Origin of the sequence: Anabaena sp. 4-3 (genome assembly GCF_001597745.1) — a bacterium.
Lineage (GTDB): Bacteria > Cyanobacteriota > Cyanobacteriia > Cyanobacteriales > Nostocaceae > Trichormus.
In genome coordinates this window covers 18,780-38,593 of sequence record NZ_LUHJ01000017.1, presented here as the reverse complement: position 1 = coordinate 38,593, position 19,814 = coordinate 18,780, and the positions used below count along the sequence as shown (strand labels likewise).

Here is a 19,814-nt window from a genome sequence, read left to right as displayed (position 1 = left end):
AACTTAGTTCGGTTTTTCAAATTTGATTATTGTTGTTTCTCAATTGCTCGGCACGTTGCTGTAAATTTTGGAAAAAATCCTGGTTGATAATTTCGGCAATTTCGCTGTCTTTTTTCGATTGATCGATTTGAATTTGCAATTCCAATACTTGTTGTTTTAGTTTCTGTTCTCGTTTGTGGAATTCATGAGACATGTGAATAGCTGCTGCGGCTTGGTTAGCCAAAGCACCTAAAAACTCTAAATCTTCTTCTGTATAGCGGACAAGCGGAGATAAATTATCAACGTATAAAACCCCGATGGTTTCCTTGTAGTTTTTCAAAGGCACACACATACAATTCTGAATTCCATCTAGAACTACTGAGATAGAATCAGAAAATCGCTGATCGCGCTGAGGATCTTGAGTGATAATTGCATCCCCGCTTTTATAAGCGAGATTGACAATCCGCCGACTGTAAAATGGTTGATCATCATGAAGATACTCTCGTAACTTCACAGCTTTTGGTTCGAGTTGTTGAGACTCGTCATCAACTAAAAGAATGACAGCCCGATCAATTCCCATAATTTGAAACAGCAAATCCAGAATTTTTTGGAGAATTTGTTCTGGTTCATCAGGAGAACAGAGTTGTTTGCTGACTTCTAAGAGAATTTTGAGTTTGTTGACTGATTTTTGTCCACTATTGTGAGTATTAAATTTGATAACTGAATCTTCATTAAACTGCTGGTTCACCAAACTGTCCAGTTGAACTGGTATTTGGGGTAAAGCAATTTGTTTTAAATTATCACTTAATAATTCTTTAGCATCGATATTCTGTAACTGTGATGTCGTCAGATCATGAACAAATTTAAACGGCGCAGTACCGCAAGCAATGACATCACCATCAGCCAGTTGATAAGAATCAATTTGCACTTGATTCACAAAAGTATGATTGCGACTCTGACAATCTTGAATTGTCACCCCATTGAGGGTGACGTGAATCTGCGCGTGGTAACGTGATACAGTTTCTTCTAATAAAACAATAGTGTTATCGATTTGGCGACCAATGGTGTTAACTCCTGGTTTCAATTCATAGACTCTCTCATTTGAAGTTTCAGGAGCGTAGATTAAATAGGACACGTTTGCTCCTCAGATATTATCTAACCTTTACTAGAAATTTAGTGCCAAAAAATAGACACTTACCTGGTAAATATGAACAGTTAAATTGTAACTGCGTTGCTAGTAATTTGTTTAGCCATGTTTTGCAAAACTGTACTGATGGGATGGTTACTGTATTTAATTGTAAAGATGCCTTGACTAGCTAAACGCAGCATATCGGGAGAGTCAGGCAGAATGCCCAACACAGGCACATTGTAAGTAGATCGGACTTGTTGACACATTTGCTCGAAGTTGTATTCAGGTAAGGCTTTGTTGACTATCAGAAACAGATTAGGGACTTTGAGTCGCCGAGCCACATCTACTGTAACGGCTGTCCCCTGGAAATCTTGTCGATCTGGTCTTAAAATTAACAGCACAATCTGGGACACTGTTAACGAAAGTAACGTTTCTTCACTCAGGCCAGGATGAGTGTCGATAAATAAATAATCTAGTTTTAAATCCTTAATCAGCTGCTGATATCCTGCAAATAATAATTCCGCGTCGAAACCTTCTCTTAATATCCGAGAAATATCATTGATTTTGACACTAGCAGGCACTAAATAAATCTTGCTATTGGGAGTTCCCTGTCCTTCCAGCACATGACTGACATCATAGGCTGCATCGGTAATTTTACCCTTTCCCCAGAGAAAATCATTGAGCGTGCGATCGCCCTGCTGCTCCCCCAAACCAAACAGAATATGAATGCCAGGGGAAGGAAGATCAGTATCAATAATTCCAACGCGATTTCCCTCACGGGCAACCAGTGTTGCCAGATTAGCGGTAGTATTAGATTTGCCAGTGCCGCCCCGATAAGAATGAATCGAAATAATTCTTGACATTTTGTTATTAAGTTAAAAGTAACAAAAATAAAACATAGAGTATATTTTAAAACATCTTTTTCATTTATTATTATTCCTAATATACTTTTTTGACTTTTGCGGTAGCAATGAATTCTTCACAGTTTTTTGCTGATATTTTGGCAGGTTATGGAGCTAGCGAGTCAGAAATCGTGGAATTGCTGACATACAATCAAAATGTCTTCGCTCGCCCTCTGCCAGAGTACCTGCACCAACCGCAATCAGAACCTTATCTTGCTACCTGGGAGCAATATGCCCAAGAGTCGGCTAGCGTTGGGGTTTATGCAACTTTGAAAACGCATTTGGTTCAATTTCAGTTTCCGATACTGGCTGGTATCAGCGAGACGGAAGAATATCGAGCAGCAACTCGCAAAGGGAAATCAACCAAACAGATGAAGACTGCTAGTGGGTTGGTTTTGCTCCAACCGGAACAACTCCAACTATATGTTTATCCAACCTTAGCAGGTGCGATTCCTGTCTTAGTTGCAGGGAACCGACAAGATTTTATCAGCTTAGTCCAAGCATTGACTAAACGTAACGAACCCAAGTCCATCCCAGACTCAATGGGAGCCTGCATTGTAGAAGGATATAACAACTGGCATCGGGTGCGCCAATACCAACAAAGATGGCTGGAGAACAATCAAAATCAGGAGCATCCAGGCAATTGGGCAGACGAGTTTCAACGGTTAATTCAGCGTCCAGAACTGTATCGAGATCGGTTTATATTGCTCAGTCGGGGGGCGTATAGCAACGTTAACGCTATTGAATTAGGACTCGATGAACAACGATGGCGAGAACTCTCGCTCAAAATTCGCTTAGAACACGAATCCACCCATTATGTAACACGCCGTTGGTTCGGCTCGATGCGAAACAACATCCTCGACGAATTAATTGCAGATTATCGAGGTATTGTGAGTGCGAACGGCAATTATCGGGCTGACTGGTTTTTACATTTTGTGGGTTTAGAAGCCTTTCCCACCTATCGTCAAGGGGGCAGATTGGAAAATTATCGAGGCGAGCCACGACTCTCAGACGGGGCGTTTCAAGTTTTACAAATATTAGTGAAAAACGCTGCCGAAAATTTAGAAGAGTTTGAGCAAAGATATTGTCATTCAGTACGAACCAGCCAAGAAGAAATGGCAATGTTAATAGCTTTGTCAACGCTAAGACTGGAAGAATTAGCTTCTAAGCAAGGAGTGTCTTTGTTAGAAACAGCCTTTAATTCCCAAAAACAGATGATTTTCAACTCTGATGCACTCAATATTCAGTGAGAGAATAACGGGGAAAAATTGCCAATTAAATAGGTGAAATATATGATAGATATTTTTCTCAAACAGTTAAGTAATAGTGATATTCAATGGCTCAAGCAAAACGGACATCAACAAAACATTCCCGCAGGAAGCGTCTTAATTGAACAGGCGCGATCGCCTGCGGTGGGGCGTAGCCCATCGCCTGATTGTTTCTACCTGCTAATTAGCGGCGAACTCACAGCAAGCATTAGTCAAAACCAAGGCGGCAGATTAGGTAGTATTTTTGCTGCCCTGGAAGACGACCAAAATTTGGAACAAGAAATTGCCAGCTTTTCCCCTGGAGAAGTCATAGGCAAGATGCCTGTTGTAGAACTCACACCAGCAACTATGACTGTGAGAGCCGCAGAAAATTCAACTGTGCTTGCCATTCCCTATGAGGCACTACAAGAGCAAATAGAAGCGGATTTTGGGTTTGCAGCCAGATTTTATCGAGGCATTGCGATTTTACTCTCAGAGCGTTTTGGGCGACTTATTCAACAATTTTTGCGTCAGCAAAAAGGACAAATTCCGCCGTTACAGGATGTGCCGCTAATTTTTGGCGAACTCAGTGACAGTGACGTTGACTGGATGCTGGGCGTTGGCAAATTGGAAGCAATATCATCTGACAAAGTTCTCATCCGAACTGGCGAGCAGATTGAAAATCTCTATATCATTCTGCAAGGCGGAATTGCTGTGTTTATGAAAGAAGAACAATCCAATCGGCTCGTCAATCTTTTCGCCGCCTTAGAAAGCAACGAAGAAACAGATGATTCCTTAGAAAGAGAAATTATGCGCCTTTACCGGGGAGAAATTCTCGGAGAAGCCTTTACCTTAGATAATCCCATGTCAACCTATACCTTGAGAGCATTAGAAGATTCTATTTTGCTGAAAATTCCAGACCGCCAATTGCTAGTGAAATTACAGCAAGATGTCGCAACTGCGGCTCGATTTTACCGTGTCCTGGCCATGCTGCTCTCAGGGAGATGGCAAGGACTGATTAGCCGTTTGGGATACGGGCGAAGTTCCTACCAAATTGGTCAAAGCTTAGAACTAGACGCAGAATACGAAGATGAAATTGATCTTGATCTCATGGATAACCTCACCCTCGGTGGAGCCAGATTTGAATGGATGCTCAAACGACTAAAAGTCAGTTAGACCTTGATCAACGAGAAGAGGATTAGTTTTTATGTCAGATTCAGCCAAAAAACTATTTCGTGAAGAAGCCTTAGAACGCTTATCCTCACCAGAACGGCTTGACCAGCTGATGAATGTTGTCAATCCTCAAGCTTGGTTGCCATTAGCTGGATTAGGATCTTTAGTGGCGATCGCCGCCATTTGGAGCGTAGTTGGTCGCCTACCCCTGACAGTTTCAGGACAAGGTGTGTTGCTCTATCCTCGCAGCGTCGTTCAATTTCAAGCACCTAGTGATGGGACAGTAGTAAAACTGAACATTAAATCTGGAGATAACGTCAAAAAAGGCGATGTCATCGGCATCATCAGCCAACCCTCCTTGCAACAGCAACTCCAACAAGAACAGAAAAAGCTCAGAGAACTATTGACTCAAGCACAAGACAGCAATTCCGTGCTTAACAAACGACTCAGTTCAGAAAGAGCAAATCTGATCAAACAAAGAGTCTACCTGAACGCCAGCTTAGAAAGAGAGTCTATCTTACCAGCTTTGCGCCAAAAAAATCTCACATTACTCGCGCAAAACCGCGCCGCTATTGAAAAAAAACTGAGTACAGACCAGCAAATTTTACCGAGTCTGCGTCAAAGAAGTCTGGATAGTTTGCAACAAAAAAGAGAAGGTTTTAACAAGCGCATAGAACAAATTAATAAATTGCTGCCACAACTAGAAAGACAGTTAGAAGCTCGCCGTCAATTGTACGAGCAGAAAATAGTCAGTGCTGATGTGATGTTAAGTGCTCAAAGAGAATACTTTGACAGTTTAGCTCAACTCTCTGACCTGGAAGCCCAACAGAAACAGCTAGAAGTGGAGCAGTCCAATATAGAACGGCAGTATTTAGATAGTCAAAACCAAACTAATGAACTCAACGTCAAACTACAAGAAATCCAAGTTCAACAAGTTGATATCGAAAGGCAATACCAACAAAGTTTGAATACACTGGACGAAATCAATACCAAACTGCGAGACGTTGACAGTCAACTTGCTAAGTTAGCTCAAGAAGAACTACAGGCAAAGATTAATCAACAGAATAATATTGCAGACGTAAGAAGAAGAATAGCTCAATTAGAGAAAGAAATTGAATTAAAAAGCCAAATTGTCAGTGATTATGACGGAAAAGTTATTGAATTATCAGTTGTGCCAGGACAGATAGTGGGTAGCGGAACTCGTCTAGGAGCAGTGAATGCTCAAGGCACCGATGCCCAACTGATGAGCGTCATTTACTTTGCCGATAAAGATGGCAAACAAATCAAATCGGGAATGGAAGTCCAAGTCACCCCCAGTCTAGTCAAGCGAGAACGATTTGGTGGTATTCTCGGCAAGGTGCAAACGGTGACACCATTCCCGGTGACAGTACAAGATATGTCCAGCATCATCGGCAACCAAAATCTGGCGGAAAGTCTCGCCGAAAGTCTCGGACAAGCAGGGGGTAAAGCTCCCGTACAAGTGTTTGCACAGCTGGAAACAGCCAATACGAACAGTGGCTATCAATGGTCTTCTTCCAACGGACCGGACATCAAACTTTCTCCAGGAACTACCGTACAGGTGCGTGTGAAAGTCGGAGAAATTGCACCAATAGCCTATGTTATTCCTATCTTGAAGTCGGTTACGGGTATTTATTAGGAGATTATGCCAATAGCACTGATTTCCAACTTATTCACACCCCACCAAGGTGGTCGAGTGCGAACTCCTACTGTGCTGCAAATGGAAGCTGTAGAATGTGGAGCGGCCGCACTCGGTATTATCTTGGGTTACTACGGTCGGATAGTTCCCCTGACAGAATTGCGGCGTGAGTGTGGCGTGTCACGGGATGGGAGCAAAGCTTCTAACGTTCTCAAAGCAGCTCGGTTGTACGGTTTAAACGCCAAAGGATTTAAAAAATCCTTGGAAGACGTGCAACAAATTAAACCTCCTTTCATTGCTTTCTGGAACTTCAATCATTTTTTGGTCGTAGAAGGGTTTGCGGGGAAAACCGTTTATCTCAATGACCCAGGAACAGGGCCAAGAAAGGTTTCTTTTGATGAATTTGACCAAGCGTTCACCGGCGTGGTTCTATTGATGGAACCGGGGCCAGATTTTAAAAAAGGGGGGAAAAAACAGGGAATTCTCACCGCAATGGCCACACGCTTGCAAACCTCGCGTCAAGCCTTGATTTTTTGTTTGATTGCCGGATTATTGCTAACGATTCCCCGTTTAGCAGTGCCAGCTTTTACACAAGTGTTCGTTGATGAGATTTTGGTAGAAAATCGCACAGACTGGTTGCGTCCCCTGCTGTTGGGCATGGTGTTGGTGGCATTACTCAGAGGCTTGCTAGCTCGACTGCGACTGACTTATCTGCGACGGTTATTGCTGAAGCTATCAGTGGCGATGTCGGGTCAGTTTCTGTGGCACACCATCCGGTTACCAGTAGGGTTTTATGCCCAACGGTTCGCGGGGGAAATTAGCAGTCGCGCGCAACTCAACAATAAAGTAGCTGAGGTACTCTCAGGGCGTTTGGCAACCACCGTGATCGACTCGATCATGATGGTTTTTTATGCCTTGATCATGTTGTTTTATGACCCATTGTTGACCTTGATTGCTATTCTGTTTGCGGCTGCCAATTTCGTGGCCTTGCAATCTCTGTCCCGCAACCGAGTCGATGCAAATATCAGGCTGTCTCAAGAAACTGGGAAGGTAGCAGGTGTTGCCATTAGTGGGATTCAAACCATTGAAACTGTCAAGGCAAGCGGGCTAGAGTCAGACTTATTTGCTAAGTTCGCGGGATACTATGCCAAAACTATCAACGCCCAACAGGAATTAGGACTGCCTTCTCGATTACTGGGAACATTGCCAACGGCGTTGACTTCCCTTGCTGTGACCTCGATTTTAGTAGTTGGCGGGTTCCGAGTCATGCAAGGCACCCTGAGTATTGGCGCACTGATTGCTTACCAAGCACTGACGCAGGAATTTCTCAAGCCTGTTAACGATTTGGTCAATTTTGGCAGTACGCTGCAAGAATTGGAAGCAGACTTAAATCGGCTAGATGATGTTTTAGCAAACCCCGTTGATCCAGAAGCAGAAAGACAAGTGGAGCCAGTGAGCGATCGCTGGGAATTCTATCGCCAAGATTCCTTTAAATTGCAAGGATACGTCAAGATAGACAATCTCACCTTTGGCTACAACCGCCTAGATGACCCCCTAATTAAAGATTTGAGCTTTAACTTGAAACCTGGTCAGAGAGTCGCTTTAGTCGGCGGTAGCGGTTCCGGCAAGTCCACCGTCGCTAAGTTGCTCACCGGACTCTATCAACCTTGGTCTGGCGACATCCTCTTAGACGACATTCCCCGCGCTCAGATTCCTCGTCCCATCCTTGCCAATTCTCTGGCGATGGTAGAGCAGGAAATCTTTCTGTTTGCTGGCACGGTGCGCGAAAATCTCACCCTCTGGGATCCAACTGTACCGGAAGCAGACATCATCAGAGCTTGTCAAGACGCAGCTATCCACGACCTGATCTTGAATATGCCAGGGGGCTATAATTGCCAGCTAACTGAAGGCGGTATGAATCTCAGTGGCGGACAACGTCAACGCTTGGAAATTGCACGGGCTTTGGTGAGGAATCCATCTGTATTGGTTCTCGATGAGGCAACTAGCGCGCTGGATGCGGAAACAGAGCTGATGATTGACAGAAACCTGCGTCGGCGTGGTTGTTCCTGCATCGTCGTTGCCCACCGACTGAGTACGATTCGCGATTGTGATGAAATTATTGTCTTGGCGCGGGGGAAAGTGGTACAACGAGGCACCCACGAAGAGTTACGCCGCAGCCCAGGAGTCTATACCCGCTTAGTTGGCACTCAAGAAAGATAAATTAAATTATGACTATTGCTCAACAAGGACGCATCGTTAAAGGTAACGAACCGTTGCTGTTAGACGATCCCCAGAGGATCTGGGTGGTGAAATCAGGTTCTCTGGTGTTGCATAGCATCTTGGTGGAGAACACAGAACTCAAAGGCAATCGCCGCTTTTTGTTTAATATTGGTGCCGGCGAAGCCTTGTTTGGCGTAAATTTAGTGGCAAGTCCAGGCAGCAAGGAATTCAGAGGCATTTTGGCAGTGGCTCTGGAAGAAACCGAATTGTTGGAATGCTCGTTGGCGGATTTGATTGCGGAAATTGCAGAAGGGAACTGGCAAGCGATCGCCTTGTTGGAAGGCTGGCTTTGTCACTTGGGAGAATGGCTCAGTGAGCAGCTAACATCAGCTAACTCGCCAAGTAATAGTATCTTGGCGGAAGGAACCCACTTTATATCATTGCTCAAAGAGCAAACCTTGGTGCCACCTCGCCCCTCCGTCAGAGATGAGCAGGTGGGAAAAACAGTCGCCTGGATTCATATCCGCCAAGGCAGCACTCGTTGGTTAGGGATGGAAGACCTAAAAATAGAGACTACTTCCCCACCCATACCTTTAGTTGATGGTATGTGGTTGGAGGCGGAAAATACCGTAGAAGTTTACACAACTCCTACCCCAGAACTAGAAACATTTGAACAACTAGCCGCCAGTTTATCTCAGTTACACGCTTATTTTTTTCACTACTTTCACCTCTTAGAACAGCAGCAAATTGAGTCGGAATTTCGCCGTTTCCAGGAAAGGCAGCAACTCAACCGTCGGATGATCGAAAGCTCGATGGGAGAATTAACATCTGTATTGCAGTCGCAAACAGATGAATTCTTTCCCGAAGGAACTCATTTGCTGATGGCGGCAGGTGCGGTAGGTAGAGCAATGGGGATTAACATTCGCCCCCCAGCCCAATCGGAAGACTTTGATCGCGTCCAACATCCCATCGAAGTGATTGCACGAGCTTCTCAATGCCGAGTTCGCCGGGTGTTGCTGGTTAGTGACTGGTGGCAACAAGAACATGGTGCTTTGTTAGGCTACACCAAAACTAACCAGCCAGTAGCTTTATTGCCAGAGGCAGGAAATCGTTATGTGCTGTTTGATCCAGAAACTTTAACACGCAAGAGCGTTGATGCCGAGGTAAGTGCCAACCTCAAGCCGGAAGCTTATGTATTTTATCGACCCTTACCTCAGTTTGTGACTAATGCCGTGGAGATTTTCCAATTTGGCATCAAGGGGTATGAAACAGGCATTGTCGCTATTATCGTCTTGGGTATCTTGGCATCACTGCTAGGTATGGTGACACCACAAGCAACGGCTATCTTAGTTAATGATGCGATTCCCGACAGCGATCGCTCTTTATTATTGCAACTGGGATTAGCTCTGTTTGCTGCTGCTTTTGGCCAAGCTACTTTTCAACTAGCACAACAGATTATTACCTTAAGAGTGGAAAGTGCGGCTGATGCCACTCTCCAGCCGGCTGTTTGGGATAAAATCCTGAAATTAAGTCCGGCGTTTTTTCGCGAGTATGCTTCTGGTGATTTGGTAAACCGACTGTTGGTAGTTAGCCAAATTCGCTCTCAACTGAGTGGTTCCACACAACGCACACTATTAACCGGACTGTTCGCTCTCCTGAACCTGGTGTTAATGTTTGTGTATAGCTGGAAACTCGCTTTGGTAGGTCTTGGTATGGGTGTTTTAGTCATCATCATTACCCTGGTTTCCAGCCAGCTGATAGTCAAGAAAAAGCGAAAACAAGAGACACTAGATGGTGAGATTAACGGACTGACTGTAGAACTCATCCAAGGCGTATCCAAGTTGCGTGTTGCGGCGGCTGAGGAACGGGCATTTGCAGCTTGGGCGAAACAGTACAGTCAACGCACCAAGTTACAATCAGGTGTCAAACGCATTGATGATAGTCTCACGGTTTTTAATGAAGCACTCCCTGTTGTCAGTTCTATCCTCACATTTTGGTTTGCAATTTTCTTTATGCAGATGGCAGTGGCTCAGAGAACATCTAGTGGACTATCGCCTGGCGCATTTCTGGCTTTCAATGCCGCTTTTGCTGTTTTTGTGAACGGCGCGACCGAGATTAGCAATACTTTGAGTGATATTTTAGAGATTATTCCTCTCTGGGAACGAGCCAGACCTATATTACAATCACAACAAGAATCAGACCCTACCAAGGCAGATCCAGGCAGATTAACAGGGCGTATTGCCTTAGAACACGTTACTTTCCGCTATCGGCAGGATGGGCCACTCACCCTTGATGATGTCAGCATCTATGCCAATCCTGGGGAATTTGTCGCTATAGTCGGTCCTAGTGGCAGTGGTAAATCAACAGTATTTCGCTTGTTGTTAGGCTTTGAAACTCCGTTAAGCGGGACTGTATATTACGATGGACAAGATTTAGCAGGACTTGATATTCAAGCGGTACGTCGGCAGTTGGGCGTGGTGCTGCAAAATGTCCGCATTTCTTCTGCGCCGATTTTTGACAGCATTTCGGCTGGTGCTTTAGTCACCTTAGATGAAGCCTGGGAAGCAGCCCGAATGGCAGGTTTTGACGCAGATATTAAAGCTATGCCAATGGGAATGCACACAGTCGTGAGTGAAGGTGGCACTAATCTGTCTGGGGGGCAAAGACAACGACTGTTAATTGCTCGCGCCTTGGTTTTAAAACCGAAAATTATTCTGATGGATGAAGCAACCAGTGCTTTGGATAATCAAACCCAAGCCATTGTCACTGAAAGTTTAGATAAACTGAATGCCACTCGTATTGTCATCGCCCACCGTCTCAGCACTATTCGCAATGCTGATCGGATTTATGTTGTGGAAGCAGGGCGTGTGGTGCAGGTAGGAACTTATGATGAGTTAGTCAAGCAAGACGGATTATTCGCTCGCTTGGTAGCTCGACAGTTGGATTAGTCACTTGATTAACTCACCATCACTTTTTTTACCTTTCTTTTAAAGTATCTGGCAACCACAATAAAATTAACACTAATAGACAAACTATGACCAAGCCAATGCTGTAACGAACCGATTCTTTAAGATTAAACGATTCTTGCATGAGATAAAGTGTGATTAGCATAGTAAGCTGGCTGTGCATATTACTTGACTTTGCTGGAGTTTCACCCCTACTAGGATAGTTTGACTTGCAGTCAATAGTCCTACTTCTAGGTTAGGTGATTTTACCACAGTTAGGCTTTAGCTAAAGCACATTTTCAAAACAGATTAACAGTAAAACCCCCAGTCTCGGTGACTGGGGGTTGATTTTTGATGACTCTCAGCATTTTTACTGCTATTGGGGCATAGTCCGGCTAGCATATACATCCATAGCATAGGCGGGAGTGCGATCGCTGTAATCTATCTCCATCCCAGTAATCGACTTAGCCAATTTTTCAAAAGACTCAGAACGCCAGTTACGCTCATGGATGGGCTTCTTCTGCTCTCCCAGGAAGTAAGCTAGAGAACCTAAAACTGAACCAGCAACCCAACCTAAAGCTAACACCGCAAATAAGATAGTCATGGCAAACCTCTTTTTTATATTTTTGTAACTTTATGTAAATAAATATAACTTTATTGCAACAAAATTTGCAATACGCTCTCAGGTGTGCATACCGAACAGGCAGGTAGGGTATTTACCACTACCGCTATCAGATTGCACCAAAATATGGTTTTACCAACAAAATCAGGAATTTATGGCGTAATTCAGAGATTATCTGGATTAATATTTAATTTTCGGAGTTTAGCAGCTAATCTATGCGCTCTTTCCTCGGCTGCTTGTCTTGCGGCTGCTTCCTCTTCATGGCTTAGAAGATTTTGACTGGTCACGGGATTGTAAAAGCGTAGTTTCCCAGCTTCCAAACGCAACTCTAACCCTAATACTTCACTGTGTAGAGAAAATGTACCATCTGCTAGGGCGTTAGGTGATACTGGAAAATAATTACCATCAACTAAGCTGTAACCTTGAAGTTGGGGATGAAGATAATCGCCTGTTGGGTCATATTGAAAATACTCGCGCATTCCCAAAAAGGCATAAATTCCTTTGTTCGCGCCTTGGTCTTGGCTGCGAGTGGCTTTTGAGGTAATCTCTAGCACAAAATCAGGTGTTTTATCGTTTTCTTCCCAGATTTTATAAGAACGTCTTTGACACTCCTCGTCCTAAAGTCCGAGGATTCTTGGTTCAGTCACGATTTTCTACTCCAAACACCACAAATACATCTGGTGCAACAACTGATTCTGGACGACCTTGTTCATAGTAAATAAATAAATTACCTGAGACGTAAACATCAGAACGGTTTTGGAAATAAATTTGTAGTACATCAGTTGCATATAGTAGATATTTTCTCTGTAAATCACCTTCTGCCACTGGTTTACCGTCCTCATCAGGATATTCAATTGGCGTAACGGGTATATACTCTACTGAGGTTGTCATGGCCGGATACCCAACTCTAATGGAGTTAAGTTTAATCTAACCCTAGTTTGAATTTGTAGATACTGCACATCAACAAGAGGTTAGTTAAAACCACCCTCTAAAAATGAAGATATGTGAAATCGGTGTACTAATAACTTACAACTTGTTTTATGTTGAGCCTATCCAAAAGCTCAAAAGCAATTTCTGTAAAATAGATTATCGTTATTATTTACACATTGCCTGAAAAATTGTCACAAGTATAGCGTCTAAGGTTGATATTACTGCTGCTAGTGCAATTAATATAATACCGCAGTTTAAAAATTTACTTTTCTTTATTGCATCTAGGTCTAATTCTTCTTCTGCTTCTATAAATGTGTTTATAATTTTAGCTTTTAAGTAAATATTTTCCTCATAGAAATAATCATTCATTAGTTTTCTAGGTCTAATAATATATCCTGAACCTTTGGCTAGTAACGAAACAAGATTTGCTATTACAGATCCACAAAGGCAGAGTAACGTCAATATCTTTAAAGTTTTTGCAGTTGGACATCCATCAGGTAGGTCAAATCCAAACTTCAATAAAACCCCCCCAAATGCTAAAAATGCACTTGCACGTGTATTAAGATTGTCTATTGTTTTATTTCTCGCGTTAAAAACCTTTTCAGTATAGTCAAACGCCATTTCTAAATTTAGAATGGAATTGTCTTTGTTTTCATTCATACATTTGTTGTGACTAATTCAAATAATCCTTCTAGCTCTGATAATAGTAAAGAGCCTAAGCCAGCAAACTCTCCTAAGCCTCCAGTGAACAAAACCCCGCCTGAATCTAAAGGTGAATGTACTACTTGGAGGCGAGATAGCGTTAATTCTGATACAGAATAATGGAGGTGATTGACAAAACAGAGGTCTATCCATAGTGGATCTCAGTAAGTGGTTTTGTATCTGTTCCACCTTCACTTGAGGTTCTGAATCATAAATTGAGGCAAAAAGCTCAATTTATGATCAAAGTCACAGCTTCCGCCATAACAAATCCGAATGGTGATTTACTCATACCGTTTTGAATTTTGGATTTTTGCTTTTGCTTTTAAATGATCAAAAAAATAAAAAAGACAGGCTGTAGCCTGTCTTGGATATATTGATTTAGCAGAGAATTTAGAAATTCATTTCGGCAGCTTGGACTTTTTCCACCTGCTTCTTCTTGAGAACTAGCATTACTTGAGCTAACATCACTAAAGCAATGAAAGCAATCAACCAGCCAACTCTGTTGGCATCTTGCAACACGATTTCTACATCTTTTTGACCGAAGCCACCAACGTTGGGGTTATTGGTCAAAGCATCACCAGATGTCACAGCTTGTCCTTCAGAAACGATCAATTCTGGGCCTGCGGGAATGCTATCGCTAACAACTTCACCAGACTCAGTTGTGATGTCTACAAGATATTTAACGCTACCGTTTTCATCTTCTTCTTTAGCAATCTTGCTAATTGTGCCTGTAGCAGCAGCGTTATAAATGTTGTTGTTGCTCTTTTCGCCTGTAGGATAAACTTGTCCGCGTCCTCTGTTTCCGCCTACGTGAACTGAATATTTACCGAAGTGGATATTTTTGTCGTTGGCAGGGTTGGGAGAGAGAACTGGGAAGACGATTTCCTGATATTGTTCGCCTGGTAAGGGGCCGACGATGACGATGTTTTCTTGATCTTCGCTGTAGGGTTGGAAGTAAACATCGCCTACTTCTTCTTTCATTTCTTCAGGAATGCGGTCTGCTGGTGCAATTTTGAAGCCTTCAGGCAACATTAATACAGCACCAACGTTTAAGCCGACTTTAGAACCATCAGCACCAACTTGTTGTACGCTGGTGTCGTAGGGAATTTTGACGACGGCTTTAAATACCTGATCTGGTAGTACAGATTGGGGAACTTCTACTTCTGTGGGTTTGGCTGCTAAGTGGCAGTTAGCGCAAACGATTCTACCTGTAGGTTCGCGGGGAGTTTCTGGGTAGGTTTGCTGCGCCCAGAAAGGATAAGCAGCCGCAGATTGGGGAAGGACTAGATCGCTGGTAAAGAATAGTGTTAGGGTAGCGATCGCTATGAGCAATGCTTTGGTCATCGCTCTCACACTGCGAGTTAACCTCGCTGTTAAACAAGCATTTCTCATCTCTATAAGGGCAACGATTAATTTAGTCAAGAGTCAATAGTCAACGGTCAATAGTCAACAGTCATAGTCTATAGTTTCTACTAAGGACTTTGGACTTTGGACTATTGACTAACAATTAAGCCCACCAAGGTTCTTCGTTGGTGCGGAAGTCGGTTTCTGTCCAAGGAGTTAAAACGATTTTGTCGTCTTGCACTTTGGCGTGACTCAACGCTAAAGAACGTGGTGCAGGGCCACGGACTACCTTACCGGTGGCATCGTATTGAGAACCGTGGCAAGGACATTTAAACTTGTTTTCGGCAGCATTCCAGGGAACGACACAACCCAGGTGGGTGCATACAGCATTGATGCCGTAATCGGTAATCGCTTCCTTGCTTTCCACCACAATGTATGTTGGGTCTCCCTTGAGTCCTTGAACTAGGGTGCGATCGCCTACATTATGGCTATCTAAAAATTTGCTGACGCTAACATCGTTGCCCAGTTCGTCTTTCGCTGTTGTACCGCCACCCGCTCCACCAGCTGCTGGTGGAATAAAGTAATTAACAACAGGATACAATGCACCCAGAGCCACACCGGTGACAGTACCAAAAGTTAGCAAGTTCATGAATTGACGTCTCCCCATATCGGGAACGTCCATAGATTCAGAAAATTGAGCCATAATCTCCGCGCTCTTCGGTTATTTTGTCTAAGCGTTCTGACAAGAGTATTAATGCTGGTGCAACTCCTGTCTCTGTCGAAATGCTAACGCTGTAACGATGCTGTCCTTCTTTGTTTCAAGATATTTCTAGCATCCATTTTGTTAGCATTACATTTCTTTATATCCTTATCATACTTGAGTTACGGAACTTAACATCGTAACTAAATGTAAAATCTAGTTGAGAAAATCTATGACAGGACAGGAATTAAGGCAACTTTTACTAGATAAATGGGGACGTTCCTATGATCTCCAGTTTCGCCGCACCCAAGGAAAGGTCTTTTTACAGGTGATGTGGAAATATCTAGAGCAAGCTTCTTTCCCCATGACTGAGGTAGAATATCAAGAGCATTTGGATAGTGTGGCGAATTATATTCACGCTTTGGGTGGTGCGGCGCAGGTGCGAAGCTTCATCAGCGAAACACGCGAGCGTCCCCGTCTGGGTAAAGCTGTCAGCATTCCCTTAGACTTGGGTGAACGTGCTTCTGAATGGATAGTTTAACAGGCGATCGCCCCCATTGCTGTGGCGTAATGGATTAACTTTCTAGAAGTTTTATTATTTTTGGTAATCGGTCATGGGTACTAGCTAATCTTCATCACTCATGACCAAAAAAATCATGTTCATTCATTTGCCTGTGAGTTTCACCAAACCAATACCACCGAAATAAAGACCCAGCACCGCACCCGCTAGTAAACTTTGGGTGAGAGGATCTGTAGAAGGTGTGAGAACAGCACCTAAAATTACTCCGCCCATAATCACAATTCGCCAACCAGCAAGCATTGTTGCAGAAGAAACAATACCCAAATTAGCCAGTAACAATTGGATGATAGGCACTTGAAAGGCTAACCCAGTGCTGAACATTAACAGCAAGACAAACTCAAAATACTTATCAATTGACCACAGCTGTTCTACTACATCTGCACCATAGCTGATAAAGAAGTTTAAAGCTGCGGGAATCAACAGTAAATAGGCAAAGACTAAACCAGCAACAAACAGTACACTTGAGCCTAAGACAACAGGCCCAAGTAACCGACGTTCACGGCGAGTCAGTCCAGGTAAAACAAACTGAATGATTTGGTAAAGGATGAAGGGGCTAGAGAGTACCAAACCACTATAAGCGGCGACTTTCAGAGAGACAAAGAAATATTCGCCGGGGGCTAGTTGCAGAAATTTCACCCCTTTAGCTGGGACTTCTAGTAGTTGGACTATGGGTTTGACACCAAGAAAACAGCCGACAACACCCACAGCGACAGCAATTAATGAATAAAAAATTCTTTGTCGTAACTCTTCTAGATGGTCAAAAAGAGACATTTCGACCTCATCAGGCAACTCATCTAAAGGATTAATTTCCGAGTTGCCGTATCCCTTAGTGTCGATATCAGGAGTGTTTACGGTATCTACTTCTTGTGAAGGTGTCATGATTCAGGTGGTAGGCAACATTTGTTAACTATTCTATCTGGGCAAGCAGGCTCCTGGGTTAATGAATCCCGGCGGTAGCCACACCCAAGGGGCCACGAGTGACACCGAGTTGATTTTGCAATTTCAACTCGCGCCAGAGTTGAGAACCTGTAATTTCACCTTGCAGTAATTGTTGATATCTATGTATAATTTTACGCACTTGTTCTGGTGTTTCATTAACAAACTCAATGCGGAAGTGACGCAATCCCAAGTCTATCAGACGTTGTACGTACTCTGCACCAGTTTGAGCAGTGCCATTAAATACCGTGTTTCGACAACCTGTATCAGCTAGCAAAATGTGTTCACTACCTACCCTGTCTCGTAGTTTCACTTCATGCTGTTCACAAGGTCTACCACAGTTAGTATAGTCTGTTCCTTCCGAGAGGAACGCACAAAAAACGCAGTGTTCCATGTGGAACATCGGAATATGTTGATGAATTGTCACCTCAAACCATTCTGGCGGTGCAGTGGTAAGTAAATCTTCCAGTTGGGTAATATTCAAATCATAGGATGCTGTCAGCCGTTCCAAACCATAACGCTGGTGAAAATAGTTGGCTGTGATGGGGTTAGCAACGTTGAGGGAAAAATCACCAATACAACGGTCTGCGCCAAAAAATTCTAGCTGGTCATAATTCCGCACCAAATAACCATCGGCTTGGGAAGCGCGGACTTGCTGCAAAATCCAGTTTTCTCCCGGTTTGGTAATGCGGGGAGGGGCGACCCAAATTGTGGGGACTGGGGACTGGGGACTGGGGATTGGGTAAAAGTTATTTTCCCCTGCTCCTCTGCTCCCCTGCTCCCCTGCTCTCCGTTCATGCACTACCCTGACTGCTTCCCGATATGCACGGGGGTCTTCAAATTCGCAGTATATTGTCTCAACACCAGCATTGAGGGCGGTTTGGAGTTGTTTGAGGTTGCGGACTAAAACTATGAGTGAGGGGGTTGTGGGAGAGGGGGAAGTTTTAGGGGGAAGGAGGTCTTGGAAGGAGGCGTTTTGATTGAGTTGCCAGCGTTTGGGTTGACTGCGTAAGTCTTCTAACTGGGTGACAATTTCGCGCCGCATTCGGTTTAGTTCACTCACGGGTAACATGACTGCGCCAGTGAGATGATTAGTTAATGTTGCCAAATAAAAAGGGGTGTTACCTAGACGACCAAATTGTTCTTTGAGGCGGTCTGTGTCTAGGGGTTTGGTGTGTGCTTCTACCAGTAATATTTCGGATGCTACTTGTACAATGTTACCAAATTCATCGCGGGCGATCGCTACCAATGATTGACCAATTTCCCCATACACTTCTACAGTTATCGGACGCTGAAATTGGGGATTTTCCCCCGCATAACTCTGGCGTAGTTGCTTATCTAATTCTGGGTCGCTGGTTTTCCACAGCTTATCCCCGACATGAACCCGACGAAAATTTAAAGCACCTTTCCCAAAGCTTAAAACTGCATCCTTACCTTTGTGTACCACACCATAAACTCGCCCACCTTCTTCCTTCGCCTCTGGATGACCGCAGTCAAACACCACACCATCCCCAGGCTTAAGCGGTGCTTCTAATCTTACTGTCACCTGTTCATTGCGAATACGGGTCACTTCGCCTAAATACACCCCCCGCTTCTTCCCGAAACGCGCATGAACTAATTCTTGATTATTAATTCCCTCAAACCAACCTGTGTAAAGTCCACGAGAAAACGCCATTTCCAAGTTGTAGTTTTCTTGACCTCTCCCCCAACCCCTCTCCGACACGGAGAGGGGAGCTTTTATTCCCCCTTCCTTTGTAGGGAAGGGGGTTAAGGGGTTAGGTCTGGTTAATGCCTCCATTACCCGGTCTAATGCTTCTCTGTAAACACGAGTGACATTAGCAACATATTCTGGTGCTTTTAACCGACCTTCTATCTTCAGACTGGTTACGCCAGACTTGACTAAATCTGGTAATACTTCCAACCCGGCTAAATCTTGAGGACTGAGTAAATATTTCCGTTCCCCTAAGTCTACAATTTCCCCATCAGCAATTAAATCATAAGGCATCCGGCAAGCTTGAGCGCATTCACCCCGATTTGCAGAACGTCCACCTAAAGCTTCACTGGTTAAACATTGTCCAGAATACGCCACACACAATGCACCATGCACAAACACCTCTAACGGTAAAGTCGCCGCCCGTTGTGCAATCTGCTGCTGAATTTTGTTAATCTCTTTGAGGGAACATTCACGAGCTAATACGACCAACTGACAACCCAGAGACTTAGCAAACTCCACCCCAGGCGCGCTGGTAATAGTCATTTGAGTTGAGGCGTGAATGGGAAAATCTGGCGATAGGTGACGAATGAGGCGACAAATACCCACATCCTGAACAATGATTGCATCTACACCAGCCGCGATAATTGTCCGAAGATATTGCTGGGCTTCTGGTAATTCTTTAGGGAAAATTAGGGTATTGACAGTGACATAACCCTTCACACCGCGACGGTGGAGAAATGTCATTAATTCAGGTAAATCAGCCTCAGTAAAATTTTGCGCCCGCATTCTGGCGTTAAACCGATCTAAACCAAAATAAATTGCATCCGCCCCATTTTCCACAGCAGCTTTTGCACACTCCCAGTTACCAGCAGGTGCAAGGATTTCAGGACGTATCAAGGTTGTTTGGGGATGTTGTGAGCGAGCAATTTCCATTAGGTTTAAATTAGGTTAAATATCACCATAGTGATTTTATCGAAATTAATTGATAGTTAGGGAATTGGGGACTGGGGATTGGGGACTGGGAAATAATTTCT

At 43.8% G+C, this 19,814-nt stretch carries 16 protein-coding genes; 6 read left to right on the top strand and 10 right to left on the bottom strand.

Annotated elements, in window-relative coordinates; all coding sequences use genetic code 11:
* Positions 1 to 16 precede the first annotated feature (16 nt).
* The gene (locus tag A3775_RS04680) at positions 17 to 1,114 is read right to left on the bottom strand and encodes a GAF domain-containing protein (protein WP_066384618.1); all 1,098 of its coding nucleotides are present in this window, start codon (positions 1,112 to 1,114) and stop codon (positions 17 to 19) included.
* 80 nt (positions 1,115 to 1,194) lie between these two features.
* Positions 1,195 to 1,971 carry a MinD/ParA family protein gene (locus A3775_RS04675; RefSeq protein WP_066384621.1) on the bottom strand — a complete coding sequence of 259 codons (777 nt, stop codon included), beginning with the start codon at positions 1,969 to 1,971 and terminating at the stop codon, positions 1,195 to 1,197.
* A 107-nt stretch (positions 1,972 to 2,078) separates the two neighbouring features.
* Here A3775_RS04675 and A3775_RS04670 point away from each other — a divergent pair, with 107 nt between their 5' ends.
* The 5 genes from A3775_RS04670 to A3775_RS04650 are packed head-to-tail and all read left to right on the top strand — an operon-like array spanning position 2,079 to position 11,255.
* Complete coding sequence (locus tag A3775_RS04670) at positions 2,079 to 3,260, top strand: DUF7005 family protein (RefSeq protein WP_066424070.1); 1,182 nt, start codon at positions 2,079 to 2,081, stop codon at positions 3,258 to 3,260.
* A gap of 42 nt (positions 3,261 to 3,302) precedes the next feature.
* On the top strand, positions 3,303 to 4,433 hold the full coding sequence (locus A3775_RS04665) for a cyclic nucleotide-binding domain-containing protein (protein WP_066384626.1): 1,131 nt from the start codon (positions 3,303 to 3,305) through the stop codon (positions 4,431 to 4,433).
* Between the two features lie 31 nt (positions 4,434 to 4,464).
* Complete coding sequence (locus A3775_RS04660; RefSeq protein ID WP_066384628.1) at positions 4,465 to 6,087, top strand: NHLP bacteriocin system secretion protein; 1,623 nt, start codon at positions 4,465 to 4,467, stop codon at positions 6,085 to 6,087.
* A gap of 6 nt (positions 6,088 to 6,093) precedes the next feature.
* A complete protein-coding gene (locus A3775_RS04655; protein ID WP_066384630.1) occupies positions 6,094 to 8,307 on the top strand; it encodes an NHLP family bacteriocin export ABC transporter peptidase/permease/ATPase subunit in 2,214 nt (737 codons plus the stop codon).
* An 8-nt stretch (positions 8,308 to 8,315) separates the two neighbouring features.
* On the top strand, positions 8,316 to 11,255 hold the full coding sequence (locus A3775_RS04650; protein ID WP_066384633.1) for an NHLP bacteriocin export ABC transporter permease/ATPase subunit: 2,940 nt from the start codon (positions 8,316 to 8,318) through the stop codon (positions 11,253 to 11,255).
* A 373-nt stretch (positions 11,256 to 11,628) separates the two neighbouring features.
* Here A3775_RS04650 and A3775_RS04645 read toward each other — a convergent pair whose 3' ends face one another.
* From A3775_RS04645 to petC, 6 genes are all read right to left on the bottom strand, one after another.
* Positions 11,629 to 11,856: a photosystem II protein, Psb35-related gene (locus A3775_RS04645; protein ID WP_066424067.1), complete on the bottom strand. Its 228-nt coding sequence runs from the start codon at positions 11,854 to 11,856 to the stop codon at positions 11,629 to 11,631.
* A gap of 182 nt (positions 11,857 to 12,038) precedes the next feature.
* The gene (locus tag A3775_RS24910) at positions 12,039 to 12,428 is read right to left on the bottom strand and encodes a Uma2 family endonuclease (protein WP_231866941.1); all 390 of its coding nucleotides are present in this window, start codon (positions 12,426 to 12,428) and stop codon (positions 12,039 to 12,041) included.
* Positions 12,429 to 12,513: 85 nt separating this feature from the next.
* Positions 12,514 to 12,765, bottom strand: coding sequence for a hypothetical protein (locus tag A3775_RS24905; protein ID WP_231866940.1), 252 nt, complete (start codon positions 12,763 to 12,765; stop codon positions 12,514 to 12,516).
* 204 nt (positions 12,766 to 12,969) lie between these two features.
* The gene (locus tag A3775_RS04635) at positions 12,970 to 13,464 is read right to left on the bottom strand and encodes a hypothetical protein (protein WP_066424065.1); all 495 of its coding nucleotides are present in this window, start codon (positions 13,462 to 13,464) and stop codon (positions 12,970 to 12,972) included.
* A gap of 432 nt (positions 13,465 to 13,896) precedes the next feature.
* Positions 13,897 to 14,898: a cytochrome f gene (gene petA, locus A3775_RS04630; RefSeq protein ID WP_066424063.1), complete on the bottom strand. Its 1,002-nt coding sequence runs from the start codon at positions 14,896 to 14,898 to the stop codon at positions 13,897 to 13,899.
* Between the two features lie 115 nt (positions 14,899 to 15,013).
* A complete protein-coding gene (petC, locus tag A3775_RS04625; RefSeq protein ID WP_066384646.1) occupies positions 15,014 to 15,553 on the bottom strand; it encodes a cytochrome b6-f complex iron-sulfur subunit in 540 nt (179 codons plus the stop codon).
* A 229-nt stretch (positions 15,554 to 15,782) separates the two neighbouring features.
* Between petC and A3775_RS04620 the strand changes: the two genes are divergently transcribed.
* Positions 15,783 to 16,091, top strand: coding sequence for a DUF3067 family protein (locus A3775_RS04620; RefSeq protein WP_066424061.1), 309 nt, complete (start codon positions 15,783 to 15,785; stop codon positions 16,089 to 16,091).
* Positions 16,092 to 16,214: 123 nt separating this feature from the next.
* Here the strand turns inward: A3775_RS04620 and tatC are convergent, their stop codons facing one another.
* Together tatC and A3775_RS04610 are read right to left on the bottom strand one after the other, a co-directional pair.
* Entirely contained in the window at positions 16,215 to 17,009 is a 795-nt protein-coding gene (gene tatC, locus A3775_RS04615) for a twin-arginine translocase subunit TatC (protein ID WP_066424057.1), read from the bottom strand.
* A gap of 58 nt (positions 17,010 to 17,067) precedes the next feature.
* The gene (locus tag A3775_RS04610; RefSeq protein ID WP_066424056.1) at positions 17,068 to 19,713 is read right to left on the bottom strand and encodes a U32 family peptidase; all 2,646 of its coding nucleotides are present in this window, start codon (positions 19,711 to 19,713) and stop codon (positions 17,068 to 17,070) included.
* Positions 19,714 to 19,814: the final 101 nt, after the last annotated feature.

Excerpts from the sequence above, each read along its gene's own strand:
- A3775_RS04675 (WP_066384621.1), bottom strand. The coding sequence starts at position 1,971 with ATGTCAAGAATTATTTCGATTCATTCTTATCGGGGCGGCACTGGCAAA.
- A3775_RS04670 (WP_066424070.1), top strand. The coding sequence starts at position 2,079 with ATGAATTCTTCACAGTTTTTTGCTGATATTTTGGCAGGTTATGGAGCT.
- A3775_RS04665 (WP_066384626.1), top strand. The coding sequence starts at position 3,303 with ATGATAGATATTTTTCTCAAACAGTTAAGTAATAGTGATATTCAATGG.
- A3775_RS04660 (WP_066384628.1), top strand. The coding sequence starts at position 4,465 with ATGTCAGATTCAGCCAAAAAACTATTTCGTGAAGAAGCCTTAGAACGC.
- A3775_RS04655 (WP_066384630.1), top strand. The coding sequence starts at position 6,094 with ATGCCAATAGCACTGATTTCCAACTTATTCACACCCCACCAAGGTGGT.
- A3775_RS04650 (WP_066384633.1), top strand. The coding sequence starts at position 8,316 with ATGACTATTGCTCAACAAGGACGCATCGTTAAAGGTAACGAACCGTTG.
- A3775_RS04645 (WP_066424067.1), bottom strand. The coding sequence starts at position 11,856 with ATGACTATCTTATTTGCGGTGTTAGCTTTAGGTTGGGTTGCTGGTTCA.
- A3775_RS24905 (WP_231866940.1), bottom strand. The coding sequence starts at position 12,765 with ATGACAACCTCAGTAGAGTATATACCCGTTACGCCAATTGAATATCCT.
- A3775_RS04635 (WP_066424065.1), bottom strand. The coding sequence starts at position 13,464 with ATGAATGAAAACAAAGACAATTCCATTCTAAATTTAGAAATGGCGTTT.
- petA (WP_066424063.1), bottom strand. The coding sequence starts at position 14,898 with ATGAGAAATGCTTGTTTAACAGCGAGGTTAACTCGCAGTGTGAGAGCG.
- petC (WP_066384646.1), bottom strand. The coding sequence starts at position 15,553 with ATGGCTCAATTTTCTGAATCTATGGACGTTCCCGATATGGGGAGACGT.
- A3775_RS04620 (WP_066424061.1), top strand. The coding sequence starts at position 15,783 with ATGACAGGACAGGAATTAAGGCAACTTTTACTAGATAAATGGGGACGT.
- tatC (WP_066424057.1), bottom strand. The coding sequence starts at position 17,009 with ATGACACCTTCACAAGAAGTAGATACCGTAAACACTCCTGATATCGAC.
- A3775_RS04610 (WP_066424056.1), bottom strand. The coding sequence starts at position 19,713 with ATGGAAATTGCTCGCTCACAACATCCCCAAACAACCTTGATACGTCCT.